The sequence below is a fragment of the Epilithonimonas tenax DSM 16811 genome (assembly GCF_000428485.1).
GTDB lineage: Bacteria > Bacteroidota > Bacteroidia > Flavobacteriales > Weeksellaceae > Epilithonimonas > Epilithonimonas tenax.
Map to the genome: position 1 here is coordinate 126329 of NZ_AUAA01000003.1, position 23896 is coordinate 150224.

Sequence of the window (23896 nt, forward strand, 5' to 3'; positions counted from 1 at the left end):
ATTTCCCAAAAATAGAAGCATTACAAGATGTTTTTATTATTTTTGAATTGATGATTTGTTTAATCATTTATCAATTATAACTTATCAATTATGCCGCACAGAAACGACCCGGGAGTAGATATTATAGATCTAAGCAACGCTAAGATTGTCCAGAAAAATTTCACAGTCCTGAATGATGTTGACCTTCATATCAAAAAAGGAAAATTCTGCTACCTTATTGGAAAAACAGGCTCCGGAAAGAGTTCTCTTTTGAAAGTGCTTTACGGACAATTGCCTCTGCAGGGCGGAAGCGGACAGGTTGCAGGATTCGATTTGAAAAAACTGAAACAATCGGAAGTCCCTAACCTGAGAAGAAAACTGGGAATTGTTTTCCAGGATTTCCAGCTTTTACCAGACAGAAATATTGAAAAAAATCTTCTATTCGTTTTACAAGCCACTGGCTGGAAAGACAAACTGAAAATGGAAACCAGAATAGATGAAGTTCTCTCTAGCGTGGGGATGAAAACCAAAAAGCACAAAATGCCGCATCAACTTTCCGGAGGCGAGCAACAGCGTGCTGCAATTGCAAGAGCTTTGTTAAACCATCCAGAATTAATCCTTGCAGATGAGCCGACAGGAAATCTTGACCCAGAGACTTCAAACGACATTATGACGCTTCTAAAGAACCTTGCGGAAGAAAACCATTGCGCAGTGGTAATGGCGACGCACGATTATCATATGATCCAGAATTATCCGGGTGAAGCCATCCGTTGCGAGAATGGACAGGTTTCTGTCTTGGATACAGCGGAACTTTTTGAATAAATCGAAGAAGTTAGAGATTAGAATTTAGATGTTAGATTTAATTCTAACCTTTTTAAAATACAGAACCTTTCTGAACTATCAGAGAGGTTTTTTGTTGAAGAGATGGAAGTCTTTTGTAAGTTCGAGATATTCGTCGGAATAAACTCTTGGCGCTTTTTCTATGACGAATTTTTCCACTTTGGTTGCTGATTCTTTAAACGCATATTCTAAAACTAAACGTTTCGGTTCTGAGCTTTTGATACCTTTGATACTCACTTTTCTTTGAAGGAATAAATTATTATTAAAACAAATCTTGGTGAATTCTTTTTCAGAATCAATTGGAATAATGACTGTGAAAAGTCCATTTTCAGAAAGCAACTGACTTGATTTTATTATTAAATCAAGGAAATTCAATTCTAATCTTTGTCTCGCCAGAATATCTTTTTCTGAAGAATTGATTTCAAAATATGGCGGGTTTGAAATAATCAAATCAAACTTTTCTTCGGTTTCAAAGTTTTTAAAATCCTGAAGCTGGCTGTTGATCCTATCAAAAAAAGGAGAATTTGAGAAATTAGTTTGAGAAACAACGACAGCGTCAGAATTAATATCAATGGCTAAAATCTTCGCTTCCGGATTCCTTTGAGCTATCATTAATGAAATAATCCCCGTTCCTGTTCCAACTTCCAAGATATTTTTTGCTTCAGAAACATTCGCCAAAGTACCAAGCAAAACCGCATCTGTTCCCACACGGAAAACATCAGAATTTTGCAAGATATCAAACTGTTGAAATCGGAAAGTTTTCATTAATTATAAATTGGAAGGCATAGAAATGGTGAAAGACGCTCCTTTGTCTTCTTCAGAAACCACAGTGATTGTACCGTTGTAATCCTCAACCATCCGTTTTACCATCGTCAATCCGATTCCCATTCCGCTATTTTTGGATGTGAAATTTGGATCAAAGATCTTGTCTAATTTATCTTGCGAAATCCCTACGCCATTATCTTCCACAGTTATTCGGATTCGTTTTTCAATCTTTTCAAGATCAACATTGATGACTGATTTTCGCCCTTCCGCTTTTGCGTGGCTGGCATTGGTCACCAGATTCGTAATGATCCTGGTAAGGTAATCGCGGTCTATTTTCATGAGAATTTGATCCTGATTGGCGTGTACAAAGATATTTTCATCACTGAAGATCGTGAGTGCATTCCTCACTTCTTTGTTGAGAGAGATTTCCTCGTCGTGTTTATCCGGCAACTGTGCGAATTGTGAAAAGGCACTAGCCACTCTACTGATCACATCGATCTGACCGATGACCACCTCGCTCAGGTTTTTCACCTTACTGTTGATATTCGGATCAGCAGGGTCAAATTTCCTTTCGAAGTTCTGCATCATCAACTTCATAGGTGTCAACGGATTTTTGACCTCGTGCGCCACTTGCTTCGCCATCTCCTGCCAGGCAGATTGTTTTTCGATGTAACTGAGACGCTCACGCTGATCGGCAATCTCTGCGATCATTTTGTTATAGGCTTTCACCAAAGCATTCAGCTCATCATTTTTATAATATTTGATGGGCTTCAAGTTTTTATCAAACAAATTAATCCGGCTAATCATCGAGGTAAATCTGACAATCGCTTCCGTCAGGTTGTTGGAGATGATCCAGCTGAGCCATATACTGAAGATAATGATCAAAATATTAACACCTATAATATAAGCGAAGTAATGCTTAAAAACCTCCATATAAGCACTCTCATTGTGATAATATGGGAAGTAGATATAGGCAATATCCTCCAGCATATTATTTTTCAGAACCATATAAGAAGACACGATGCTCGCCCCTAACTTCTCATCATAAGACTTGTCGTCATACTGCTTACCGTTCTTCCTGATGTCTATCAACACTTTGGAAGGCATCTTCTTTTGCTCCACAAGATGCGGATCTTTATTGGACAGAAGGTAGTTTCCTTCCAGATCATAAATGATAATATCGTGCTTGTTAATATCAGCGATCTCGTAGATCTCATTCTCCAACACGCGCGGAATATCGTAGGTCTGAACCTGAGAATGGCTGAGCGCATAATCCAGAGAGGCGAGCAGCGCTTGTGATTTGTTCTGCATATCTGTTTTGCTCTGCATCTTCGCATTATCCCGCAAGATTACAAAAGACAATGCTGCCGACGTGACAACACTCAAGATACAAATCGTAAGAAACCCAATAAAAACCCTATTCCTCAGCCGGTAGCCTTTGTAATCACTTAATGACATTCTTTTTTTCCATATGTAGTTTTAATTTTATTAACGGACATATGCACTCGCCTATGCTATCAAAATCTCTGTTCTAGATGACTTTTTGGGATTTCAACAGTTTGGCAACGTATTTTCCGATAATATCGAATTCCAGATTCACCACATCGCCCTTTTTGAGGTTTTTCATATTGGTAAACTCCCAAGTGTATGGAATTATCGCTACAGAAAACTTCCCGTCTCCGCTCTCAGCAACCGTTAAGCTGATTCCATTCACTGTAATCGAGCCTTGCGGAACAGTTGTATATTCTGCAGATTCCTCGTAATTGATGGTAATGAAATAACTTCCGTCCTGATTTTCGATATTTTCCACAGTTCCCGTTTTGTCCACATGACCTTGCACGATGTGTCCGTCCAGTCTTCCTTCGAAGCGCAAACACCGTTCCAAGTTGACTTCCGTCCCAACATTCCAAAAATGAAGATTGGTTTTTTCCAGCGTTTCGTTGATGGCCGTCACTTTATAAGTATTCTCCGTAATCTCAACCACCGTGAGGCAACAACCATTATGAGCCAGACTTTGGTCGATTTTCAACTCCTGAGTGAAAGGTCCGCTTAGCGTCACATCGATATTACTTTCGTTTCTGTCAATTTTCTCTACTTTTCCAGTAGCTTCAATAATTCCTGTAAACATTTTCGTTTTGTATTTTTAAATTTTTAGGAGCTTAATCCCGCTTTCCACTATATCTTTTTCGCTTCACGTTTTGTCAGACTGAGGTTCTCGAAGTCCAAGCGAAAAAGGATGCCGTTGCAATCGGGGCTATAGGCTTCGTCTTTCTTAGAAACTATACACTTTTTAAACAATCTTCCTCCCTTTAGGGTTGGGGCAAAGAAAATGGTTTAAAAAAATATTAGCGTCCCTTTCATAAGAAAACCTATCCTAAAAAATTGTAATTTTGTAAATTCTTTATAAATGTCAAAGATAAACAAATGAGCTCCAAACACCATAAAATCAGAGTAGGAATTTCAATTGGCGATTTCAACGGAATCGGTCCCGAGATCATCCTCAAATCTCTGAAAGATAAAACCATCACAGACTTTTTTACGCCCGTCATCTTTGGATCTGGAAAACTTTTCACTTATCAGAAAAATGTGTTTAAACTTCAGACCAATTTCAATTACATCAACGAAGCGAAAGAAGCTCAGGCCGGAAAAATCAATATGGTAAATCTGACCAAGGAGAACAGTACTATAGAATTTGGTATCCCAACAGAAGAATCCACAAAAATGGCCATCGATTCTTTGAATGCTGCGACCGAAGCTTTATTGTCTAAAGAAATCGACGTTCTGGTAACGGCGCCCATCAACAAGGACGAAATGATGAAATATGGTTTCGCTCACGCTGGGCACACCGGATACTTCGAAGAAAAAGCAGGCAAAAAAGGGGTCATGTTTATGGTTAGCGAAGCTCTGAAGGTAGCCGTTTCCACACACCACATTCCGGTTGCCGAGATTGCTACAAACATTACCAAAGAAAACTTAACGAAACAAATCAAGCAACTCGTTGCAACATTGAAAGAAGATTTCTGCGTAGAAAAACCAAAAATCGCCGTTCTTGGACTCAACCCGCATGCTGGCGACGGTGGCGTGATCGGCAAAGAAGAAATCGAAATTATCCAACCTGCCATTCAGGATTTATTCAATGCAGGCATCATGGCTTTCGGTCCTTATCCGGCAGACAGTTTTTTCCAACCGGAGAAATATAAGGCATTCGACGCCGTCTTGGCAATGTACCACGACCAAGGATTGGCACCGTTCAAAACGATTGCCTACGAAGAAGGCGTGAACTACACTGCCGGATTACCTTTTATAAGAACTTCACCAGACCACGGCGTTGCTTACGATATTGCGGGAAAAAATATGGCAGACGAAACATCTTTTTCCGAAGCTATTTTTACAGCCATCAATATTTTTAAAAGCAGAGACGAGTATCAGGAATTGAGAGCGCACCGTCTCCGTCCGAAAGCAACCCACGCTCACAGCGGACCAGACGAGGATTTACCAAAAGAAAGCTAAAACTTTCTTCAAAATTGAAACATTAAAATAAATTTTGGAGGACTAATTTTTTGCAATTCAAGTATTTCCAAAAAATATTTTGTTATTTGAAAAAATTAAATTATTTTTGCAAACCATTTTTATGGACAGATTTAGAAACTACGACATTGCTTTCGTAGGCTTAAAAGCAGGAAAGCACGATTTCAATTACGAAATCACTCAGGCGTTCTTTGATTTATTTGAGACTGAACAGGAGTTTTTCAAGCCCAATATTAATGTCAATGTTCTTTTGGACAAGCACACGACATTTTTGGAATTCATATTCGAAGTTACAGGAACGGTTCAATTGATTTGCGACATTAGCAATGAGGAATTTTCCGAAAACATAGAAAACGATTTGAAAGTTCTTGTAAAATTTGGAGAGGAATACGATGACAGCAACGAAGATGTGATCACGATCAACAGAAAAGACAGCGATTTTAACATCGCGAATCTGATCTACGAAACGGTGGTTTTATCAATCCCAATGAAGAAAGTAGCACCTTCTGTAAAAGATAATGATGAGTATCAAAATCTTTTAGACCAATACAGTCCAAAAATAATCGAGAAAGATGAAGAGGAACAAACCGACCCAAGATGGGAAGCTTTGAAGAAATTAAAAGACAACAATTAAGAAATAACAATATAATTCGGTAAGAATTTTTAAAAAGTACTCACAATGGCACATCCTAAAAGAAGACAGTCGTCTACAAGAAGAGATAAAAGAAGAACACACTACAAAGCTGTAGTTCCTCAATTGGCTAAAGACGCAACGTCTGGCGAAATGCACTTATACCACAGAGCGCACTGGCACGAAGGAAAACTATACTACAGAGGAAAAGTTGTAGTAGAGAAAACTGTAGAAACTATAGAAGAAAATTAAGATTTATCTTTGATAATCTTATACTTAGCATAAAAAACCACTCGGATTTTATTAATTTGGGTGGTTTTTTATTATATTTGGCGTTCAAAACATTTAAAATTTTATGGATATAAAAGACATTCAGAATCTTGTAAGATTTGTAGCAAAAGCAGGAGTTTCCGAAGTGAAATATAAAAATAAAGACTTCGAAATCTACATCAAAACACCACTTGGAGGCGAGCCTGTAAGCTATGTAACACCACAGGTTTCTTATCAAACTCCTTTTTCTGCACCGGCTGCAAGTCCAGTTTCTGCCTCTAACGATCATTCTGAAGCAACAAACGCTTCTGATGACAGCAAATATATTACGATTAAATCCCCAATGATCGGAACTTTCTACAGAAAACCTTCTCCAGATAAAGAAGTTTTCGCAAACGTAGGCGATTCTGTAACAGAAGGGAAAGTAGTTTGCGTGATAGAAGCCATGAAGCTTTTCAACCAGATAGAATCAGAAGTTAGCGGAAAAATCGTGAAAATATTAGTAGAAGATGCTTCTCCTGTAGAATATGATCAACCATTATTTTTAGTTGACCCTTCTTAAGGAATTTTAGATGAAAGATTATAAATTTTAGATGGAAATCGATTCGTTTAAAATTAATTTAAAATTCAAAATTTAAAATTTAAAATTTCTAAAAAGATGTTCAAAAAAATATTGATCGCAAACCGTGGTGAGATCGCAATGCGAATCTTGCGTACGGCTAAGGAAATGGGAATCAAAACGGTAGCTGTTTACTCAACTGCCGATAAAGACAGTCTTCACGTGCGTTTTGCGGACGAAGCAGTTTGCATTGGTCCACCAATGAGTAAAGACTCTTATCTTAAAATCCCCAATATCATTGCTGCTGCAGAAATTACGAATGCAGACGCCATCCATCCTGGTTACGGATTTCTTTCGGAGAACGCCAACTTCTCTAGAATATGTGCTAAAAACGGCATCAAATTCATTGGAGCCACCCCAGAACAGATCGAAAAAATGGGAGACAAAGCCACGGCTAAGGCAACCATGAAAGCAGCCGGAATCCCTTGCGTTCCAGGCTCTGAAGGTTTGATCGATTCTTACGAAGATGCTAAAAAAACCGCAAAAGAAACAGGCTATCCTGTCATGATCAAAGCTACTGCCGGAGGTGGTGGAAAAGGGATGAGAGCGGTTTGGAAAGAAGAAGATCTGAAAGAACATTGGGATTCTGCAATCCAGGAAGCTGTTGCAGCTTTTGGAAACGGCGGAATGTACATGGAAAAACTGATCGAAGAGCCAAGACACATTGAGATCCAGGTTGCCGGAGATCAATTTGGTAAAGCTTGTCACCTTTCGGAAAGAGACTGTTCTATCCAAAGAAGAAATCAAAAACTGATCGAAGAAACGCCTTCTCCTTTTATGACGGATGATCTTCGTGAAAGAATGGGTGCTGCAGCTGTAAAAGCGGCAGAATATATTTCTTACGAAGGGGTTGGAACGATAGAATTTTTGGTAGACAAACACAGGAATTTCTATTTCATGGAAATGAATACGAGAATCCAGGTGGAGCATCCAATTACAGAGCAAGTGGTTGATTTTGACCTGATTCGTGAGCAGATCTTATTAGCTGCAGGAACACCAATCAGCGGAAAAAATTATTATCCAAAAAGACATTCTATCGAGTGTAGAATCAATGCTGAGGATCCTTACGCTGATTTCCGACCATCTCCGGGAAAAATTACGGAACTTAATATTCCTGGTGGAAACGGTGTACGAGTGGACACTCACGTCTATTCTGGCTACACCATTCCTTCCAACTACGATTCTATGATTGCAAAATTAATCGTTACCGCTCAAACCAGAGAAGAATCGATTGCAAAGATGAAACGTGCTTTGGAAGAATTCTATATCGAAGGTGTGAAAACAACGATTGCTTTCCACAGACAATTATTAGAAAATGAAGATTTCTTAGCTGGAAATTACACGACTAAGTTTATGGAAGACTTTGTCATGGACAGAAGTTTTGATAATCATATCTAAAAAACATTACTTATATAGATTAAAATGCCTGACTGTAAAAGTTAGGCATTTTTATTTGCTTCTATTGACATCAAATTTATTATTTTTACAAAAATTAAATTTATGTCAACAGCAGTTCAGGAAAAAAATTCTCAATACTTCATCGACCTCGAAAATCAATATGGCGCACACAATTACCATCCGCTCCCTGTGGTTTTGGATCGTGGCGAAGGCGTTTTTGTCTGGGATGTGGAAGGTAAGAGATATTATGATTTTCTTTCCGCCTACTCTGCTGTGAATCAAGGGCATTCTCATCCAAAAATTGTGGAAGCATTGGTCAATCAGGCTAAAAAATTAGCACTTACGTCGAGAGCTTTCTATAATTCAAATCTTGGAGAATATGAGAAAAAGATCACTACTTTATTTGGTTTTGATAAAGTTCTTCCTATGAATTCTGGCGCAGAAGCTGTAGAAACAGCGGTAAAACTGGCCAGAAAATGGAGTTATGAAGTCAAAGGAATTTCTGAAAATGCAGCAAAAATAGTAGTCTGTGAAAATAACTTCCATGGAAGAACGACGACAATTGTTTCTTTCTCAAATGATCCGGATGCTAATAAAAATTATGGACCTTTCACACCGGGATTTGTTAAAATTCCTTATAATGATCTTGAAGCCTTAGAGGAAACTTTGAAAAATGATGCTCAGAATATTGCAGCATTTTTGGTTGAACCAATCCAAGGTGAAGCTGGTGTTTATGTTCCAGACGAGAATTATTTAAAAACTGCTTCCGAAATTTGTAAAAAATACAATGTGCTTTTTATAGCAGACGAAGTTCAAACCGGGATTGCAAGAACCGGAAGATTAATTGCTTGTCATCACGAAGATGTACAACCTGATATTTTGATTTTAGGAAAAGCCCTTTCTGGTGGGATGTATCCTGTTTCTGCAGTCCTAGCCAATGACGAGATCATGAATGTTATCAAACCTGGCCAGCACGGTTCTACTTTCGGTGGGAATCCCATTGCCTGCGCGGTTGCAATTGCCGCTTTGGATGTGGTTGCCAATGAAAACTTATCCGAAAGATCCGAAGAATTAGGAAAGCTTTTCCGTTCTGAGATCGAAAAAGTAATTGAGAAAACAGACCTAATCACAAAAGTTCGCGGAAAAGGCCTGCTGAATGCGATCTTAATAAACGATACGCCCGACAGCAAAACAGCTTGGAATCTTTGTGTTAAGATGAAAGAAAACGGGCTTCTTGCAAAACCTACTCATGGTAACATCATCAGATTAGCTCCGCCTTTAGTGATTACAGAAGAGCAACTGTTGGATTGTGTGAAAATTATTGAGACAACGGTTTTGGATTTCGAAAAGTAAAAATGCAAGAACTGAAAGAAAAAGTAAGCGGACTCATCATCACTTTTAATGAAGAAAAAAATATTCGGGAAGTTCTTGAATGTTTTGACTTTTGTGATGAGATTATTGTTGTCGATTCTTTCAGCACAGATCAAACTTTAGAAATTGCAAATACATTCCCGAATGTAAAAATCCTTCAGAATACGTTTGAGGATTTCACAAAACAGAGGAATTTAGCTCTAAATACGGCCAAAAATGATTGGGTTTTATTTTTGGACGGTGATGAAAGAATCACGTCTCAGCTACGGGAAGAAATCATTGAAACAGTAAAAAATCCTAATGCAAAAGATGCTTACTATTTTTACAGAACATTCTTTGTAGGAACGAAAAAAATAAATTTTTCCGGAACTCAAAATGATAAAAATTTCCGTTTGTTCAGAAAATCAAAAGCACACTATCTGGAAAACAAAAAGGTTCACGAAACATTAAAAGTCAATGGAACTACCGGAGTTCTGAAACACAAGCTTCTCCATTATTCTTTTGAAAATTACGAATGTTTTAAAAATAAAATGTTGTCTTATGGAAAACTGAAAGGACAGGAACTTCAATTGAAAGGAGAAAAATATTCGGTCATTGTACAATGGAGCAAAGTTATTTTTAAATTTTCCAAAACTTACTTTCTCAAGTTGGGATTCTTAGACGGCATGAACGGCTTGAAAATCAGCTACCTTCAAAGCTTATATGTATATGAAACTCACAAAACTCTGAATTTAAAAGCAACTGATATATTTAAAAACAATTAGAAAAAAATGCCGACTATTGAAGTAGCTACTGGGCTAAAATAGCTTCAGTTTAAAATCATATTTTACGTCTTTACATAAACTGGCTTTTTGTTCTTAAAAAACTTATCAATAAGGTTTTTAAGTTTTTTTTGAGTACTAGATTCCTTCACCTGTATGGGAATTTGAGTAAGATCCTTTTCTTTCACCCGTTCTACTATTTCGCGAAAAGAATAATTTTTCATAAAGATTTCTTTCAGAAAATGGTCAATAATTCTGTTCCATTCATTTTTATTCCCCCAATAATGCCCAACGACTTGATAAGCAGGCTGTAATGCTGAATATTCATTCAGTCCTAAGGAGAAAGCAAACTGCTCTATTAGCCTTCTTGTTACACCATCAGCGCACATTGCATCATTAATTCCTAATGTTAATTCCAAACAATCGAAATGTCTGTTGGAAACCCCAATGAGTCCTGCATTCCACATTGCAGAATTTTCATCTATTTTAATATTATTATAGACTTTTCCATTCATCTGTTTCCACATCAACTTTTCGGTTTTTGTAGATAGACTGGATAGTTTTCCTTCTTCTATATGCATATAATTTTGTCCATTTTTCAAACCATCACGAAGCATATCCATATTCTGATAAAAAAAAGTATCACCATCTAAATATAGAATAGAATCCAAAGGATATTTTTGGGCAACCAACTGAAGTGCTTTAATTTTTACCCGCCAAAAAAATTTATATATTCCTTCCCATTCTATGATAAGATCCCGGCTGATTGGTATTATTTCTATGTTATCTTCAAAAGAGCTGAATAATAATGGATCTTCGGCAACAACGATAATTCTGTCCTCAATGTTTTTACGAGACAAGGCTGTGTACATTGAAAAATAAACTTGCTGGTAGTTATCCAAATTGTTGCCAAATACTAAATATACAATATTCATAAAATTCTTATTTAAAAGCCTTCCGAAGAATGGTAGATTGTGTTCTTATAAGGTCAAATTTAGTGAAAACCTGTAGATCTCAATTTTTTTTCGCTTGATATATTTTTATTAAATTGCAGCATAAAAAATACGGCAAGTATAGCTATCTATAAAAGTCTTTGTTTCGTCTATAAATAAACGATTTTTTAAAAGATAAATTTTTCTCAGCCACATCATTAGCATGAATAATCATCCCCTGATAAGTCTAATCATCCCTTGTTATAATGCCGAACGGTCTTTGAAAAAATGTCTTAATTCTGTTATTCAGCAATCTTATATTAACTTAGAAATTATTATTATTGATGATGGATCTACCGACGGAACGTCAAGAATCTACGAAAAATTCCTAAGCAATGATGAAAGAATAAAAATTTGTAAACAAGACAATGCAGGCGTTTCCAAAGCTAGAAATACAGGCGTAAAAGTAGCAACAGGTGAATACCTTTGTTTTGTAGATTCTGATGATTGGGTAGAACCTGACTATTGTTCGGAGCTATATGATTCACTTGTTAAAGAAAATGCGGATATTTCTATTATAGAGGCTTCTTACGAAGATGAGAACGGAAATGTTGTTTTTAACAAACCTATTTCCGAAGAGATGGTTTTTGACGGAAAAAGAGCTTTAGCCCTTTTATTGGAAGATAATGTCATACAAAGTCACCCTTGGGGTAAATTATACAAACTCTCTTTTTTTAACAATGTCAACTTTCCTGAAAATATAAAATGTTTTGAAGATTATTCAACACTATTCAAGATTTTTGATAAAGCGATAAAAGTTGTAAAATCGAACAAGAAGCTTTATCACTACATACAGCACGAAGATAGTCTTTCACACAATCTGTCTCCTGAAACTGCCTACTATTTCTATTTATCGATCATGGATGTTTTCAAATTTTGGCAAAGCACGACAGAAGTCAAAAAAAACCCAAAGATTACAAAAAACATCGTTCGGAAACTATTAATGGTTCTCAAGCGGATTCTTCGGCAGACCAACAAAGAGGAAATGAAAACTGAAAAGGAAAAAATGCGGCTGTCTTTCAAATCTTTTCTTAAATATCCAATCGCAGATATCGGTTTGGAATACTATTTCTACGTGCGTTTGTATTACTACTATCCAAATTTATACACGAAATTAATTTCAAAATAATGCTATCTATTACGCCTTTTTCGGAAATCTCCCTGAATTGCAATGCAGGTTTCATAATTGAAAGATCTAAGGCAAATCAATTATTTAGGCAAAGCATTACTTTTAAGTCTTGGCACAAATAATAGGAATAGACTAATCATCCATTTAAAAATCCGCCAGGCTACTGGATATTTTTTTATGTGCAAAACTTGCTTTACTCTTTTTGCCCGAGTTTCCTTAGCTAATTCTGCATCTTCTAGGAATGCCGGAAAATATTTGTTAAGCGTTGTCTCCCGTTCTTGTATATAAATAGGCAGGTTTTCCACCTTTGCAGAAATACCTGAAAAATCATAATAACAAATTTTGGTCTCCAAATACTTGTGTGAAACATTGTGAATACAAATCAGGACAATAAAAAACTCCCAATCTGCACAAATTTTATATGCTTCATTATAAAAAAAATAATCGCTGAATAAAGATCTTTTTATGAAGACTGCCTGATGATTAAGACCGCCATCATAAAAGAAACCAAATGTTAAATTTTCCGGCGCCTTTATCGTTTTTCTATAACCTTCATCATTAAAGAAAACAGAATCTCCATATAAAATATCAATATTAGACTCGAATTGATTTTGTATTTTTTCCAGAACATATTCATCATAAAAAAAATCACCACTATTCATAAAGATGATGTACTCTCCAGTAGATTTCCTGATACCTTTGTTCATAGCGTTATAAACTCCAGAATCCTTTTCACTAACCCAATAATCAATTTGGTTATTGCTTTCTATCAGCTCTTTACATCCATCTGTACTCCCTCCATCAATAACCAAAAATTCAAAATCAGACCAAGTCTGCTTTTTTATGGATTCAAAAGTTTTTATCAAACCTTCTTTATTATTGTAATTGATGGTAATGATTGTTAATCTAACTGACATTGTATTTAAATTTTTAGGAAATTGCTTCTTGATACACCTTCAAACATTGTTCTGCAGCATCTTTCCAATTGTATTTTTTAACTTGCTCTAATCCTTTTTTAACAAACTCCTGTCTTAATTCTTTATTATCCAATAGCATTTGGATTTTATCTTTAAGATCTTCTTCTGAATTACTATCAAAATAAATCCCTGCTTCTCCCGCAATTTCTGGAAATGAACCGTGCTTTGTTAAAATAATTGGACAACCAGACGCCATTGCTTCTAAAACAGGAATACCGAACCCTTCATACAATGAGGGGAAAACAAATAACTCAGCATTCTTATAAAAATATCCTAGTTCATTTTCTTTAAAACTCTTCTGAATTATCTGCTTTTCTAGACACAGACTTTTAATCCACTTCATTTCATCATCAATAAACTCCCCTCCACCTGCTGCAACAAGATTTAACTTGGGATTAGCTTTTAGCAAAGGAGTCATCACACTAACCAAAAATCTAAAATTTTTATAATTGGCACGAGATCCCACGTATAAAATATAACTAGCAGGCAAATTAACTTTTACATTGGGCTTAATTTTTATTGAACTACCGTGGTATATAACTTCTATTTTATCAGGCTCGATCTGAGGATAAAATTTGAGAATATCTTTCTTTGTATTGTTAGATACCGCTATTATTTTAGTTGCTTTTTTAATCAATATTGATTTGAATTCAACAACATTATAAGGATCATTCTCAAAATATTGCGGCATCAGCTCATGAATCATATCATAGACCGTAAGAACAAAAGGCTTACCATGAATTTTATCTAAGAAATAAGGATGATAATAGGTTGGCACAAACAAATCATAAGAATTCTCTTCAAAAATCTTATTGAGTAGTTGATCCGATTTTTTCTTTCTCAGCGATCTTGTACTGATTCTAAGTGCAGATAGGATATTGTAAAAGAAGTTAAGAGGTTTGTTATCAATTAATAAATCCGTATTTTTAAGATAAGCATTGTCAGATTGATAGAGTGGCAATACAATTTCTACATTCTTTTTCTTAGAAATAATAGAAAACACTTCCGTGTAATATCTTGATATTCCTCCGTATGTCTGTTGATTAAAAATTTGTGGATCTAATAGTATTTTCATAGATATTCCTTTTCATAAAGTCATAAAATTGCAAAGAAATTAAAAATGTTGTCATAAGAAATATTTTTAATACTATTTTTTTTAAAAAAAATTTAGTTTCAGAAACACTTTTCAGAAAAATTTCTGATGATTTTCTATAAATATTTTTTTGATATTTTTCTCCAATAAATAAAAAAAAAAAAAACAGATGCCTTTTTTAGAATTATTTTTTTCTAGCATTTAATTTTCATTTTTCTCTCGCAAAACCTCAATCAATTGGTTTTTAGTTTCCAATAACTCCTTTAGAAGTTCTTTATTTTCAAGAAAAACATTTTCTATATTCCCAATTTCATTATTAGAAATATGATAGATTTTTGAAGGTTTTCGTTGTAATAATTCGAAATATCAACCTCCACTATTTTAGATATTTCGTTTAAGTGTTTAAAAGAAACGAAATTTACCTATTTCCTTTTAAACATGAAAATATGCTATATAATACTTCCTCTATTGCATTTGGAGATACTATTGGTCCTAATACTGAACTTATAAGACATATCTCAACAGGACAAATATACCTATCACAAGGAAATACTTTTAGATATAGACCAGACATCAATGTTGCAAATAGATATAGGTTTAATTTAAGTGATGTCCGTCATGTTTCCAGTATAAGCAACTATATATTATCCATAACTATTACATTTTAATTATATCAAAGACGATATTGTAAGAGTATTAAGATTAATTTTTAAATATAAAATTACATCGTTAAAAGAAACAATAACATCTAATATTAAAAGAAATTATTTCTTGCATAAAATTATTTGGCAGCTCAAAATCGAGCTGCCTTTTTTTATATTAAATAAAAGTTTACTCTCTATCATACTCATCCTCCAACCTCACAATATCATCTTCTCCAAAGTAAGTTCCTGTCTGTACTTCTATGAAAACAACGGGTTTATCGCTAAGATTCATGATTCTGTGTTTTGCGCCCAACGGGATAAAAATACTTTGTCCGTAAGCTAACGGGATTTCCTCGCCATCCAAAACAATGGTTGCATTGCCTTCTATGATGGTCCATTGTTCCTGTCTTTTGTAATGGAATTGGTAAGACAGTTTCTGTCCTGGGTTTACTTCAATTCTTTTCAATTTGTAATGAGGCTCATCTGCTAATACAAAATATTTGCCCCAAGGTCTTTCTCCTATTTCTAACATCGTTGTTGTTTTAATGAGCAAAAGTACTATTTCAGAAAAGAATTACCAAATTCAAAAGGCAAAATGCTCAGAATTTCTTAATTTTGCACCACAATTTTTTAGTCATGCAATGACTTGTAAAAATCAATTTTAATTATGAAAAAAGTAAGAGTGCGGTTTGCACCCAGCCCAACAGGCGCTTTACATTTAGGCGGTGTCCGAACTGCTTTATATGATTATCTTTTTGCTAAAAATCAAGGCGGCGAGTTCGTTCTCAGAATAGAAGATACAGATACGGCAAGATATGTAGAAGGTGCCGAAGATTATATTATGAATTCTTTGGAATGGTGCGGCATCATCCCAGACGAAAGCCCGAGAGTGGGCGGACCGTATGCGCCTTACAGACAATCCGAAAGAAGAGACATCTACGACAGGTATAAAGAACAGATCTTAACGACAGACTATGCGTATCTCGCTTTTGATACGCCGGAAGAATTGGACGCAATCCGTAAAGACTTCGAAGCCAAAGGTGACGTTTTCTCTTACAATCATCAGACAAGACAACAGCTCAAAAACAGCATTTCTCTTTCTCAGGAAGAAGTTCAGAAATTACGGGATGCCAATGTCCCTTACGTCGTTCGTTTCAAAATGCCGGTTGACAGGATATTGAATCTTCAGGACATCATCAGAGGGAATTTCTCTGTCAATACCAATACTTTGGACGATAAGGTTCTGATCAAAAATGACGGAATGCCCACTTACCATTTCGCTAATGTTGTGGATGATTTTGAAATGAAAATTTCCCACGTGATCCGGGGTGAAGAATGGTTGCCGTCTATGCCATTGCACGTTTTGCTTTACGAAGCCATGAATTGGGAAGCACCGGAATTTGCTCATCTTTCACTAATCCTAAAACCAGAAGGCAAAGGAAAACTAAGCAAAAGAGACGGCGCAAAATTCGGATTTCCCGTTTTTCCGATGAATTTCAAAGATCCGGAAAGTGAGGAGATCTGGAAAGGTTACAAAGAGTCCGGCTATTTCCCGGAAGCTTTTATTAATATGACAGCATTGCTCGGTTGGACACCAGCAAACGACAGAGAAATCGTTTCTATGGACGAGATGATTGCGGAATTTGATCTTCATAAAGTTCATAAAGCGGGCGCAAGATTCGATCCGCAAAAAGCCAAATGGTTCAATCAGGAATATTTGAAGACCAAATCAAACGAAGAGGTTTTAGAATTATTGAAAGAAGTTGAAGAAGTAAAAGCGTTGGATCTTGCTGATAACAAATTATTAAAAATCGTTTCATTGATGAAAGAAAGAGCGACTTTTGTCATTGATATTTACAACGATGGAACATTCTTCTTCGAAGCGCCTACGTCTTACGACGAAAAAGCTCTGAAGAAAGCCTGGAACGATACCACTTCTTCAATCTTGAAAGATTTTTCAGCGAAATTGGAAACTTCGGAATTTGATTCAGAAACTTTGAAGGGAGCGATTCATCATTTTGCAGAAGAGCATTCTTTGGGAATGGGGAAAGTAATGATGCCACTTCGTCTGGCCTTGGTTGGAGAACTGAAAGGACCTGACGTTCCAGACATTATGAACATTATCGGCAAAGAAGAAACTTTAAAAAGAATAGAAAAAGCAATTAGCTCAAATTAATTGTCTTTTTCAAAATCGATTTATAAAAAAAACATTATTTTTGAGGGTTTAATCCAAACAAAACATGGAATATTTAGAATTTGAACAACCTGTAAAGGAATTGATAGATCAATACGAAAAATGTGTGCAACTGGGTACAGAAAGCGGCATTGATGTGGATGAATCCTGCAAAAAGATCAAAACCAAAATAGAAGAAACCAAGACCAAAATATACGGAAATCTGACGCCTTGGCAAAGAGTCCAGTTATCAAGACATCCGGACAGACCGTACACCTTAGATTACATCAATGGTTTGGCAGACGAAGGCAGTTTTGTGGAACTTCACGGTGACAGAAATTTCGGTGACGATCCTGCGATGATTGGCGGAATTGCCAGCATCAGCGGTAATACCGTGATGCTGATCGGAACTCAAAAAGGAAGAACGACCAAAGAACGCCAACACAGACGTTTCGGAATGTCGAATCCTGAAGGTTACAGAAAGGCCTTACGACTAATGAAATTGGCCGAGAAATTCAGCATTCCTGTGGTGACTTTGATTGATACGCCAGGCGCTTATCCTGGTCTTGAAGCAGAGGAGCGCGGACAAGGCGAAGCGATTGCCAGAAACATCTTCGAGATGTGCTCTCTTAAAGTGCCAATCATCACCGTCATCATAGGTGAAGGTGCTAGTGGTGGCGCATTAGGAATTGGCGTTGGAAACAAAGTCTACATGATGGAGAACACCTGGTATTCTGTGATCTCACCAGAAAACTGTTCTGCAATCCTTTGGAGAAGTTGGGAATACAAAGAAACTGCAGCAACAACAATGAAACTGACAGCAGATGATATGCTGAAGCAGGAATTGATTGACGGCATCATTCCAGAACCATTAGGAGGCGCACATTACGATGCTGCAACCACTTATGAAAATGTAAAGAAAGTGCTTTTAAAAGACATTAAAACACTATCCAAGCAAGCTCCAGAAAAGTTAGTAAACGACCGTCAGGAAAAATTCATTGCGATGGGAGAATTCAAAGGGTAAGATGCAGCTGATGGCTTTTAGCTTTTGGCTTAAGTCCTTTAAATCTAATAGAATGCAACCCTTTCAGAGTTTAAAAACTTTGAAAGGGTTTTTTATTTGTTTAAGTTTTAGCTGAATGGCATATATTGAGTTCATAAACAACAGTTCATCCCATTTTGTTATTAAATTACTGTAAAAGATTGAACACCTATGGGAGTTCTAATTCTGTATTGTTCATTTCTATTAGACAGATATTACGCCAACGGCGTATTTTCTTTGATGGAAATTCAAAGGTAAAATGGTTTCAATCTTGCGAAGCTGCAGCCCGACTTGAGTGGAGCTCTTTTTTGGATGGGGAAAAGCGCTGGCAAAAAAAGCGGGAACGGAAGGCGGAAAAGCTGCCCAAATTAGTACACGTACCAATGCCTTGAGATATAATCACAAAAAAAGCGGTTTCAAAAATTTGAAACCGCTTTTCTATTTTAGAGAAAATCTTTTGATTATTCCGCATCGAAATCAGCATCTGCATCTGCAGAAACTTTTTCGCCTTCTTCTTTAGATTTTTCTTTGTCTGCTTTTCTTTGAGATAAACCTTCTTTGATAGATTCTGAAACTACGCTCAACAACATATCAATAGATTTGGAAGCATCATCATTTCCTGGGATTACGAAATCCACTTTTCTTGGATCTGAATTGGTATCTACGATACCGAAAACTGGGATACCCAATTTTTTTGCTTCTGTTACCGCGATGTGCTCTCTCATAATATCAACTACGAAAATAGCTGAAGGAAGACGAACCATGTCTGAGATAGAACCTAAGTTTTTCTCAAGATTTGCTCTTTGACGATCAACTTGTAGTCTCTCTTTTTTAGATAAAGTTTCGAAAGTACCATCTTTCTTCATTTTATCGATAGAGTTCATTTTCTTAACTGCTTTTCTGATAGTTACAAAGTTTGTAAGCATACCACCTGGCCATCTTTCTGTAATATAAGGCATGTTAAGTTCTGCAGCGTGTTTTGCTACTACTTCTTTCGCTTGCTTTTTAGTAGCCACGAAAAGAACTTTTTTACCTGCAGAAGTTAGTTTTTCCAAAGCTACGCAAGCCTCGTCCAATTTAACAGCTGTTTTATGTAAATCTACGATGTGAATACCGTTTTTCTCCATGAAAATGTATGGAGCCATATTTGGATTCCACTTTCTAGTCATGTGACCGAAGTGTACGCCAGCCTCTAAAAGGTCTTTTACATTTGCTTTTGCCATGTTTTCTTGTTTTTTGTTAGTTTACTTTCCGCTTTTCTGCAATCAACTTTACTTTAGATGGGAGTAAAGTTTGGATGCTAAACGTAACGGGCAATATTGCTGTTGGCTTCTTGCAAATGGCAATTGGCTTTCCAGCATTGGATTAAAAAAAATTTTAAGAAATGTTTTAAAGCTACTTGCCAAAAGCCAATAGCCATAAGCTTTCTAACGTTTTGAGAACTGGAATCTCTTTCTTGCTTTTTTCTGACCGAATTTCTTTCTCTCAACCATTCTTGCGTCTCTGGTAAGCAATCCGTGTGGCTTTAGAAGCAAACGGAATTCTTCGTTGATAGCGCATAATGCTCTAGAAACGCCTAGTCTGATAGCCTCAGCTTGTCCAGTAATCCCGCCTCCGAAAACATTCACTTTAAGATCATACTGATCAACAGTTTCTGTCAATAAAAATGGCTGATTCACTTTATAAACCAAAACATCCGTACAGAAATAAGTTTTAGCGTCTTTACCGTTGATGCTAATAACGCCAGTTCCTGGCTTAACAAAAACTCTTGCAACAGAAGTTTTTCTTCTTCCGATTTTGTGTACTGTAGACATATTAATTATTTGAATTCGTTAACATTGATTACTTTAGGCTGCTGAGCTTCATGTTTGTGTTCTGTTCCTTCATATAAATAAAGGTTTTTGAACAAAGCAGAACCTAGTCTGTTTTTAGGAAGCATCCCTTTGATGGATCTTTCCAAAACTTTCAGTTCGTCTTTTTTCTTAAGCTCCTCAGCAGTCATAAACTTCTGACCACCAGGATATCCTGTATGCCAGATGTAAGTTTTATCTGCCCACTTGTTTCCGGAAAGTGTCACTTTCCCAGCGTTCAAAACGATCACATTGTCTCCGCAATCTGCGTGAGGTGTGAAGTTCGTTTTGTGCTTACCTCTCAAAATCTTTGCAACGGTAGAAGCTAATCTTCCCAACGGTTGCCCAGCAGCGTCTACAACAACCCATTCTTTATTTGCTGTAGCCTTGTTTGCCGATACTGTTTTGTAACTTAATGTATTCACAATTTATCGTTTACGATTAAACATAATTTTCCCTTACGGGTGTGCAAAGATAGGAATTATTTTCTGTCTGAAAAATTATCCTCAAAAAAAGATTTTAATTTTCTAATAATTAATGAGTTATTAATTTGCTAATGGTAATTAGCTTTATGATATTGGTCTAAAAACTGAGAACTTATGAAGTACCTATCGATTTAAAATTCTAAAATTAATATTAAATATCACTTCAGCATTTATGTATTAGAATGTAATAATCAATTATTCTTAATAAAAAGCGTTGAATTAACAGCCAATTGCAAAAAGCTAACACTAATAAGCAAATTATAAGTCTGCTTTTTTATATTTTTGAGGAAAATCTATACAATGAGCCACGGAAAACTGAGAGAAGAAAAAGACTGTCTGAATTGCGGACATCTGGTTGAGGAAAAATACTGCCCCAACTGCGGACAGCAAAACACCCAAACCAGACAGCCTTTCCATTACCTCTTCACTCATTTTGTAGAAGACTTCACGCATTACGACGGCCAATTCTGGGGAACACTCAAGAATCTACTCTTAAAACCTGGAAAACTTACGAATACTTATATGGAAGGAAAAAGGCAAAAATTTGTACCGCCTGTGAAGCTGTATATTTTTGTCAGTTTCATTACCTTTTTTCTGTTTGCTTTATTTCCGCCATTTGAGGTCAACTTCCAAGGAAAGGGAACGTCTAAAATATTACCTCAGAAAAACAAAATTACAGAGATCCAGAAAGCAATCAGTGAGGCCAGAGCCAAAGAAAAATTAGATGATGCAGACCGTTTATATATCAGTAAACTAGACGCGGCTCTCAAGGATTCTGCCAAGATTAATGAGATAGAGGGAACATTCGATATGAACAAGTCACTAGATGATGACATAAAAGTCTCGGGATACAACAACCGAAAATCTTTTGATTCTGCCGCTGCAAAAAACCCTTCGTCCTTTGATTTTATCAATGTACCGTTTGCACACAAATATTTTGAACTGAAGGAACAAGGTGTGAAGAAAGGTGATATTTTGAAAAAACTATTTGAAAATTCTTTCCACAATCTTCCAAAAGCCCTGTTTATCTACCTTCCGGTTTTTGCATTCTTTTTGTGGATATTCCATAATAAGAAGAAATGGTGGTATTTTGATCACGGGATTTTCACCCTTCATTATTTTTCTTTCCTTTTACTCAACATTTTAATTTTTTCGTTCCTAAATAAATTAACCGAAGCCATACCTATTGGTGCCATCAATTGGATATTATACTTGGTAATGACAGGGATGGTTCTCTACAGCGGCGTTTATTTCTTTATTGCACACCATAGAGTCTACCACTCGCACGGATTTGTGAGCCTAATAATAGGCTTCATTCTATTCTCGATTAACTTTATTGGATTTTTGTTTTTAGTTTGTGGACTTGCATTAATAAGCTTCCTGATGATCCATTAAACAACAAAAAAAGGCCAGATTTCCTGAGAAGTCTGGCTTTTGTATAAATTTCAAGTATCGACTTGAAAGCAAATTGCCAAAAGCTAAATGCTATCAGCCACTTAATACCTCAACGATTTGCTTTCCCGGAAACTTGCAATCATATAATAAGCTACGAAAACGGTAGAGAACTTGATGATAGAAGAAATTGCCGTTTCGAAATCAAAACGCAGTAATCCTAAAACAACGAGGAAAATAATCCCAATAAAGGAAATCCCCATTTTCTTCGGCAAAGGCCAATCCGGATGGTCCACAAAATAAGCCAGTCCCCAACCAATCCCAAAAGCAGAAGCTACATAAAGTTCTACCCAAAAATCCACCGGACTTCCTGTCAACCGTCTTAGGAAAAAACTAATTAACGTTCCAACTACAAAATACATCAGCGCTTTTACCATTTCAAATCATTTTTGCAAAAGTAAGGATTGTAATATGATAAAGAGAAAACACAAAGGCACAAAGAGGTATTTTTCTTCTTAATGCTTTAAGTCACAAGGAAAATCTTTTGATTTTTTTGTTTTTAATGACGTTAAAACTTTGTGCCTTACAACAAAGCACTTTAATAATAAATCCTTTGTGCCTTTGTGTTATTTTTTTCCTCATTAAAATCTCCTCAACAAAATTTCTTAGATTTGTGTAAACGATATTTTTATGCGCGAGGTTCGGCTCAATTCTATTCTGGATAACGACTTTTACAAAATCACAATGCAAAATGCGGTGGTCAAACTTTTTACCAACGAAATTGTAAAATATGAATTCATCAACCGCGGAAAACACGAGTTTCCCGAAGGTTTTGCAGAAGAACTCAGAAAATCTGTCAATGCGATGGCAGAACTGAAACTCACCAAAGACGAAAAAAAATACCTCAAAGTCACCTGTCCGTATCTCGCTCTACCCTATCTCGATTTTCTGGAAGGTTTTCATTATGATCCGTCTGAAGTAAAAATCGAACAATCCGGCAACGAATTAAAAGTTTCTGTTGAAGGACTTTGGTACAGAACTATTCTTTGGGAAGTTCCTCTTTTGGCGCTCATCAGCGAACTGCATTACGAGATGAATCATATGGAACGGCAGACCAACGAAGCAGTCATTGAAAAAACGGTGGAAAAAGCCTTGCATCTTACAGAACTTGGTGTTCCGTTTGCAGAATTTGGTACTAGAAGACGGCATTCTTACAAAGTCCACAGATTGGTAATGGACGCTTTGATTCAGGATAAAACATCCACTTTTACAGGAACCTCCAACGTTCACCTCGCTATGCTTTATAAAGTAAAACCCATAGGAACCCACGCCCACGAGTGGTTTATGTTCCACGCGGCAGAATTTGGTTTCAAAATGGCCAATTCTATCGCATTGGAAAATTGGGTAGATGTTTACCGTGGTGATCTCGGCGTTGCGCTTTCCGACACTTACACGACGGAAGTTTTCTTCCAGCAGTTTGATAAAAAATTTGCGAAGTTGTTTGACGGCGTCCGTCACGACAGCGGCGACCCTTTGGAATTTGCAGACAAAACCATTGCCCATTATCAGAAACAGGGCATCAATCCACTTTTCAAATACATCATTTTTTCAGACGGACTGAATCTTGAAAAAGTGGAAGAAATCACCAATTACTGCAAAGGTAGAATCGGGATTTCTTTCGGCATAGGAACCAACCTGACGAATGATGTAGGCCTCAAACCAATGAACATCGTCATGAAACTCATCAGTGTGAAAGCCATTAATAATGAATGGATCCCAACCGTTAAACTCTCCGACGAAAAAGGAAAATACACCGGCGACCCAAAAATGATTGAGTTGGCGAAGGAGTTTTTGAGGATCAAGTAATAATAGCAACCTCCACATTTAAAAATGGGAATACAATTAATGTTGTGTTCCCATTTTTTATTTGCGCTATCACTTCATCATAAAAATGTTA

Annotated in this window: 24 protein-coding genes; 13 read left to right on the top strand and 11 right to left on the bottom strand. The window is 36.4% G+C overall.

The window, feature by feature from the left end; genetic code table 11:
- Nucleotides 1-90: 90 nt before the first annotated feature.
- Nucleotides 91-801, top strand: a complete 711-nt coding sequence (locus F564_RS0102475) for a cell division ATP-binding protein FtsE (protein WP_028121213.1) — start codon at nucleotides 91-93, stop codon at nucleotides 799-801.
- A gap of 78 nt (nucleotides 802-879) precedes the next feature.
- On the opposite strand, the gene F564_RS20850 is transcribed toward F564_RS0102475, so the two are convergent.
- From F564_RS20850 to F564_RS0102490, 3 genes are all read right to left on the bottom strand, one after another.
- A complete protein-coding gene (locus F564_RS20850) occupies nucleotides 880-1584 on the bottom strand; it encodes a tRNA1(Val) (adenine(37)-N6)-methyltransferase (protein ID WP_028121214.1) in 705 nt (234 codons plus the stop codon).
- 3 nt (nucleotides 1585-1587) lie between these two features.
- On the bottom strand, nucleotides 1588-3042 hold the full coding sequence (locus F564_RS0102485; protein ID WP_028121215.1) for a sensor histidine kinase: 1455 nt from the start codon (nucleotides 3040-3042) through the stop codon (nucleotides 1588-1590).
- 73 nt (nucleotides 3043-3115) lie between these two features.
- Nucleotides 3116-3712 carry a riboflavin synthase gene (locus F564_RS0102490; RefSeq protein ID WP_028121216.1) on the bottom strand — a complete coding sequence of 199 codons (597 nt, stop codon included), beginning with the start codon at nucleotides 3710-3712 and terminating at the stop codon, nucleotides 3116-3118.
- 296 nt (nucleotides 3713-4008) lie between these two features.
- Between F564_RS0102490 and pdxA the strand changes: the two genes are divergently transcribed.
- From pdxA to F564_RS18580, 7 genes are all read left to right on the top strand, one after another.
- Nucleotides 4009-5094 carry a 4-hydroxythreonine-4-phosphate dehydrogenase PdxA gene (gene pdxA, locus F564_RS0102495; RefSeq protein WP_028121217.1) on the top strand — a complete coding sequence of 362 codons (1086 nt, stop codon included), beginning with the start codon at nucleotides 4009-4011 and terminating at the stop codon, nucleotides 5092-5094.
- A 121-nt stretch (nucleotides 5095-5215) separates the two neighbouring features.
- Complete coding sequence (locus F564_RS0102500) at nucleotides 5216-5746, top strand: YceD family protein (protein ID WP_028121218.1); 531 nt, start codon at nucleotides 5216-5218, stop codon at nucleotides 5744-5746.
- A 45-nt stretch (nucleotides 5747-5791) separates the two neighbouring features.
- A complete protein-coding gene (gene rpmF / locus F564_RS0102505) occupies nucleotides 5792-5995 on the top strand; it encodes a 50S ribosomal protein L32 (protein WP_028121219.1) in 204 nt (67 codons plus the stop codon).
- A 103-nt stretch (nucleotides 5996-6098) separates the two neighbouring features.
- Nucleotides 6099-6575, top strand: coding sequence for an acetyl-CoA carboxylase biotin carboxyl carrier protein (accB, locus tag F564_RS0102510; protein ID WP_028121220.1), 477 nt, complete (start codon nucleotides 6099-6101; stop codon nucleotides 6573-6575).
- 96 nt (nucleotides 6576-6671) lie between these two features.
- On the top strand, nucleotides 6672-8030 hold the full coding sequence (gene accC, locus F564_RS0102515) for an acetyl-CoA carboxylase biotin carboxylase subunit (RefSeq protein WP_028121221.1): 1359 nt from the start codon (nucleotides 6672-6674) through the stop codon (nucleotides 8028-8030).
- 102 nt (nucleotides 8031-8132) lie between these two features.
- Nucleotides 8133-9383 (top strand): ornithine--oxo-acid transaminase, encoded by a 1251-nt coding sequence (gene rocD, locus F564_RS0102520; RefSeq protein ID WP_028121222.1) that lies wholly within the window; start codon nucleotides 8133-8135, stop codon nucleotides 9381-9383.
- A 2-nt stretch (nucleotides 9384-9385) separates the two neighbouring features.
- Entirely contained in the window at nucleotides 9386-10165 is a 780-nt protein-coding gene (locus tag F564_RS18580) for a glycosyltransferase family 2 protein (RefSeq protein WP_051259534.1), read from the top strand.
- 62 nt (nucleotides 10166-10227) lie between these two features.
- Here the strand turns inward: F564_RS18580 and F564_RS0102530 are convergent, their stop codons facing one another.
- On the bottom strand, nucleotides 10228-11097 hold the full coding sequence (locus tag F564_RS0102530) for a hypothetical protein (protein ID WP_028121223.1): 870 nt from the start codon (nucleotides 11095-11097) through the stop codon (nucleotides 10228-10230).
- Between the two features lie 220 nt (nucleotides 11098-11317).
- Here F564_RS0102530 and F564_RS18585 point away from each other — a divergent pair, with 220 nt between their 5' ends.
- Nucleotides 11318-12283, top strand: a complete 966-nt coding sequence (locus F564_RS18585; RefSeq protein ID WP_051259535.1) for a glycosyltransferase family 2 protein — start codon at nucleotides 11318-11320, stop codon at nucleotides 12281-12283.
- 80 nt (nucleotides 12284-12363) lie between these two features.
- On the opposite strand, the gene F564_RS0102540 is transcribed toward F564_RS18585, so the two are convergent.
- From F564_RS0102540 to F564_RS0102555, 3 genes are all read right to left on the bottom strand, one after another.
- A complete protein-coding gene (locus tag F564_RS0102540) occupies nucleotides 12364-13200 on the bottom strand; it encodes a glycosyltransferase family 2 protein (protein ID WP_028121224.1) in 837 nt (278 codons plus the stop codon).
- A gap of 13 nt (nucleotides 13201-13213) precedes the next feature.
- Nucleotides 13214-14335, bottom strand: coding sequence for a glycosyltransferase family 4 protein (locus F564_RS0102545; RefSeq protein ID WP_028121225.1), 1122 nt, complete (start codon nucleotides 14333-14335; stop codon nucleotides 13214-13216).
- Between the two features lie 849 nt (nucleotides 14336-15184).
- Nucleotides 15185-15529 (bottom strand): phosphomannose isomerase type II C-terminal cupin domain, encoded by a 345-nt coding sequence (locus F564_RS0102555; protein WP_028121226.1) that lies wholly within the window; start codon nucleotides 15527-15529, stop codon nucleotides 15185-15187.
- 135 nt (nucleotides 15530-15664) lie between these two features.
- Between F564_RS0102555 and gltX the strand changes: the two genes are divergently transcribed.
- Both gltX and F564_RS0102565 read left to right on the top strand, forming a co-directional pair.
- A complete protein-coding gene (gltX, locus tag F564_RS0102560; RefSeq protein WP_028121227.1) occupies nucleotides 15665-17173 on the top strand; it encodes a glutamate--tRNA ligase in 1509 nt (502 codons plus the stop codon).
- A 64-nt stretch (nucleotides 17174-17237) separates the two neighbouring features.
- On the top strand, nucleotides 17238-18194 hold the full coding sequence (locus F564_RS0102565) for an acetyl-CoA carboxylase carboxyltransferase subunit alpha (protein ID WP_028121228.1): 957 nt from the start codon (nucleotides 17238-17240) through the stop codon (nucleotides 18192-18194).
- Between the two features lie 479 nt (nucleotides 18195-18673).
- Here F564_RS0102565 and rpsB read toward each other — a convergent pair whose 3' ends face one another.
- The 3 genes from rpsB to rplM all read right to left on the bottom strand — a co-directional run bounded on the left by rpsB (nucleotide 18674) and on the right by rplM (nucleotide 20487).
- Entirely contained in the window at nucleotides 18674-19435 is a 762-nt protein-coding gene (gene rpsB, locus F564_RS0102575) for a 30S ribosomal protein S2 (protein ID WP_028121230.1), read from the bottom strand.
- A gap of 204 nt (nucleotides 19436-19639) precedes the next feature.
- Nucleotides 19640-20026, bottom strand: a complete 387-nt coding sequence (rpsI, locus tag F564_RS0102580; protein ID WP_028121231.1) for a 30S ribosomal protein S9 — start codon at nucleotides 20024-20026, stop codon at nucleotides 19640-19642.
- A gap of 5 nt (nucleotides 20027-20031) precedes the next feature.
- Complete coding sequence (rplM, locus tag F564_RS0102585) at nucleotides 20032-20487, bottom strand: 50S ribosomal protein L13 (RefSeq protein ID WP_028121232.1); 456 nt, start codon at nucleotides 20485-20487, stop codon at nucleotides 20032-20034.
- Nucleotides 20488-20847: 360 nt separating this feature from the next.
- Here rplM and F564_RS0102590 point away from each other — a divergent pair, with 360 nt between their 5' ends.
- The gene (locus tag F564_RS0102590) at nucleotides 20848-21942 is read left to right on the top strand and encodes a DUF3667 domain-containing protein (RefSeq protein WP_028121233.1); all 1095 of its coding nucleotides are present in this window, start codon (nucleotides 20848-20850) and stop codon (nucleotides 21940-21942) included.
- A 101-nt stretch (nucleotides 21943-22043) separates the two neighbouring features.
- On the opposite strand, the gene F564_RS0102595 is transcribed toward F564_RS0102590, so the two are convergent.
- Nucleotides 22044-22376: a hypothetical protein gene (locus F564_RS0102595; protein ID WP_028121234.1), complete on the bottom strand. Its 333-nt coding sequence runs from the start codon at nucleotides 22374-22376 to the stop codon at nucleotides 22044-22046.
- Nucleotides 22377-22629: 253 nt separating this feature from the next.
- Here F564_RS0102595 and pncB point away from each other — a divergent pair, with 253 nt between their 5' ends.
- Nucleotides 22630-23805 carry a nicotinate phosphoribosyltransferase gene (gene pncB, locus F564_RS0102600; RefSeq protein WP_028121235.1) on the top strand — a complete coding sequence of 392 codons (1176 nt, stop codon included), beginning with the start codon at nucleotides 22630-22632 and terminating at the stop codon, nucleotides 23803-23805.
- Nucleotides 23806-23896: the final 91 nt, after the last annotated feature.

Bases quoted from the DNA above. Each gene is read 5' to 3' on its own strand.
- F564_RS0102500 (WP_028121218.1), top strand. From the start codon at position 5,216: ATGGACAGATTTAGAAACTACGACATTGCTTTCGTAGGCTTAAAAGCA.
- F564_RS0102485 (WP_028121215.1), bottom strand. From the start codon at position 3,042: ATGTCATTAAGTGATTACAAAGGCTACCGGCTGAGGAATAGGGTTTTT.
- F564_RS0102565 (WP_028121228.1), top strand. From the start codon at position 17,238: ATGGAATATTTAGAATTTGAACAACCTGTAAAGGAATTGATAGATCAA.
- F564_RS0102540 (WP_028121224.1), bottom strand. From the start codon at position 13,200: ATGTCAGTTAGATTAACAATCATTACCATCAATTACAATAATAAAGAA.
- F564_RS0102545 (WP_028121225.1), bottom strand. From the start codon at position 14,335: ATGAAAATACTATTAGATCCACAAATTTTTAATCAACAGACATACGGA.
- F564_RS20850 (WP_028121214.1), bottom strand. From the start codon at position 1,584: ATGAAAACTTTCCGATTTCAACAGTTTGATATCTTGCAAAATTCTGAT.
- gltX (WP_028121227.1), top strand. From the start codon at position 15,665: ATGAAAAAAGTAAGAGTGCGGTTTGCACCCAGCCCAACAGGCGCTTTA.
- accB (WP_028121220.1), top strand. From the start codon at position 6,099: ATGGATATAAAAGACATTCAGAATCTTGTAAGATTTGTAGCAAAAGCA.
- F564_RS18580 (WP_051259534.1), top strand. From the start codon at position 9,386: ATGCAAGAACTGAAAGAAAAAGTAAGCGGACTCATCATCACTTTTAAT.
- rocD (WP_028121222.1), top strand. From the start codon at position 8,133: ATGTCAACAGCAGTTCAGGAAAAAAATTCTCAATACTTCATCGACCTC.
- accC (WP_028121221.1), top strand. From the start codon at position 6,672: ATGTTCAAAAAAATATTGATCGCAAACCGTGGTGAGATCGCAATGCGA.
- F564_RS0102530 (WP_028121223.1), bottom strand. From the start codon at position 11,097: ATGAATATTGTATATTTAGTATTTGGCAACAATTTGGATAACTACCAG.
- F564_RS0102490 (WP_028121216.1), bottom strand. From the start codon at position 3,712: ATGTTTACAGGAATTATTGAAGCTACTGGAAAAGTAGAGAAAATTGAC.
- rpsI (WP_028121231.1), bottom strand. From the start codon at position 20,026: ATGTCTACAGTACACAAAATCGGAAGAAGAAAAACTTCTGTTGCAAGA.
- pncB (WP_028121235.1), top strand. From the start codon at position 22,630: ATGCGCGAGGTTCGGCTCAATTCTATTCTGGATAACGACTTTTACAAA.
- rpsB (WP_028121230.1), bottom strand. From the start codon at position 19,435: ATGGCAAAAGCAAATGTAAAAGACCTTTTAGAGGCTGGCGTACACTTC.
- F564_RS0102595 (WP_028121234.1), bottom strand. From the start codon at position 22,376: ATGGTAAAAGCGCTGATGTATTTTGTAGTTGGAACGTTAATTAGTTTT.
- F564_RS0102590 (WP_028121233.1), top strand. From the start codon at position 20,848: ATGAGCCACGGAAAACTGAGAGAAGAAAAAGACTGTCTGAATTGCGGA.
- F564_RS18585 (WP_051259535.1), top strand. From the start codon at position 11,318: ATGAATAATCATCCCCTGATAAGTCTAATCATCCCTTGTTATAATGCC.
- rpmF (WP_028121219.1), top strand. From the start codon at position 5,792: ATGGCACATCCTAAAAGAAGACAGTCGTCTACAAGAAGAGATAAAAGA.
- F564_RS0102555 (WP_028121226.1), bottom strand. From the start codon at position 15,529: ATGTTAGAAATAGGAGAAAGACCTTGGGGCAAATATTTTGTATTAGCA.
- F564_RS0102475 (WP_028121213.1), top strand. From the start codon at position 91: ATGCCGCACAGAAACGACCCGGGAGTAGATATTATAGATCTAAGCAAC.
- pdxA (WP_028121217.1), top strand. From the start codon at position 4,009: ATGAGCTCCAAACACCATAAAATCAGAGTAGGAATTTCAATTGGCGAT.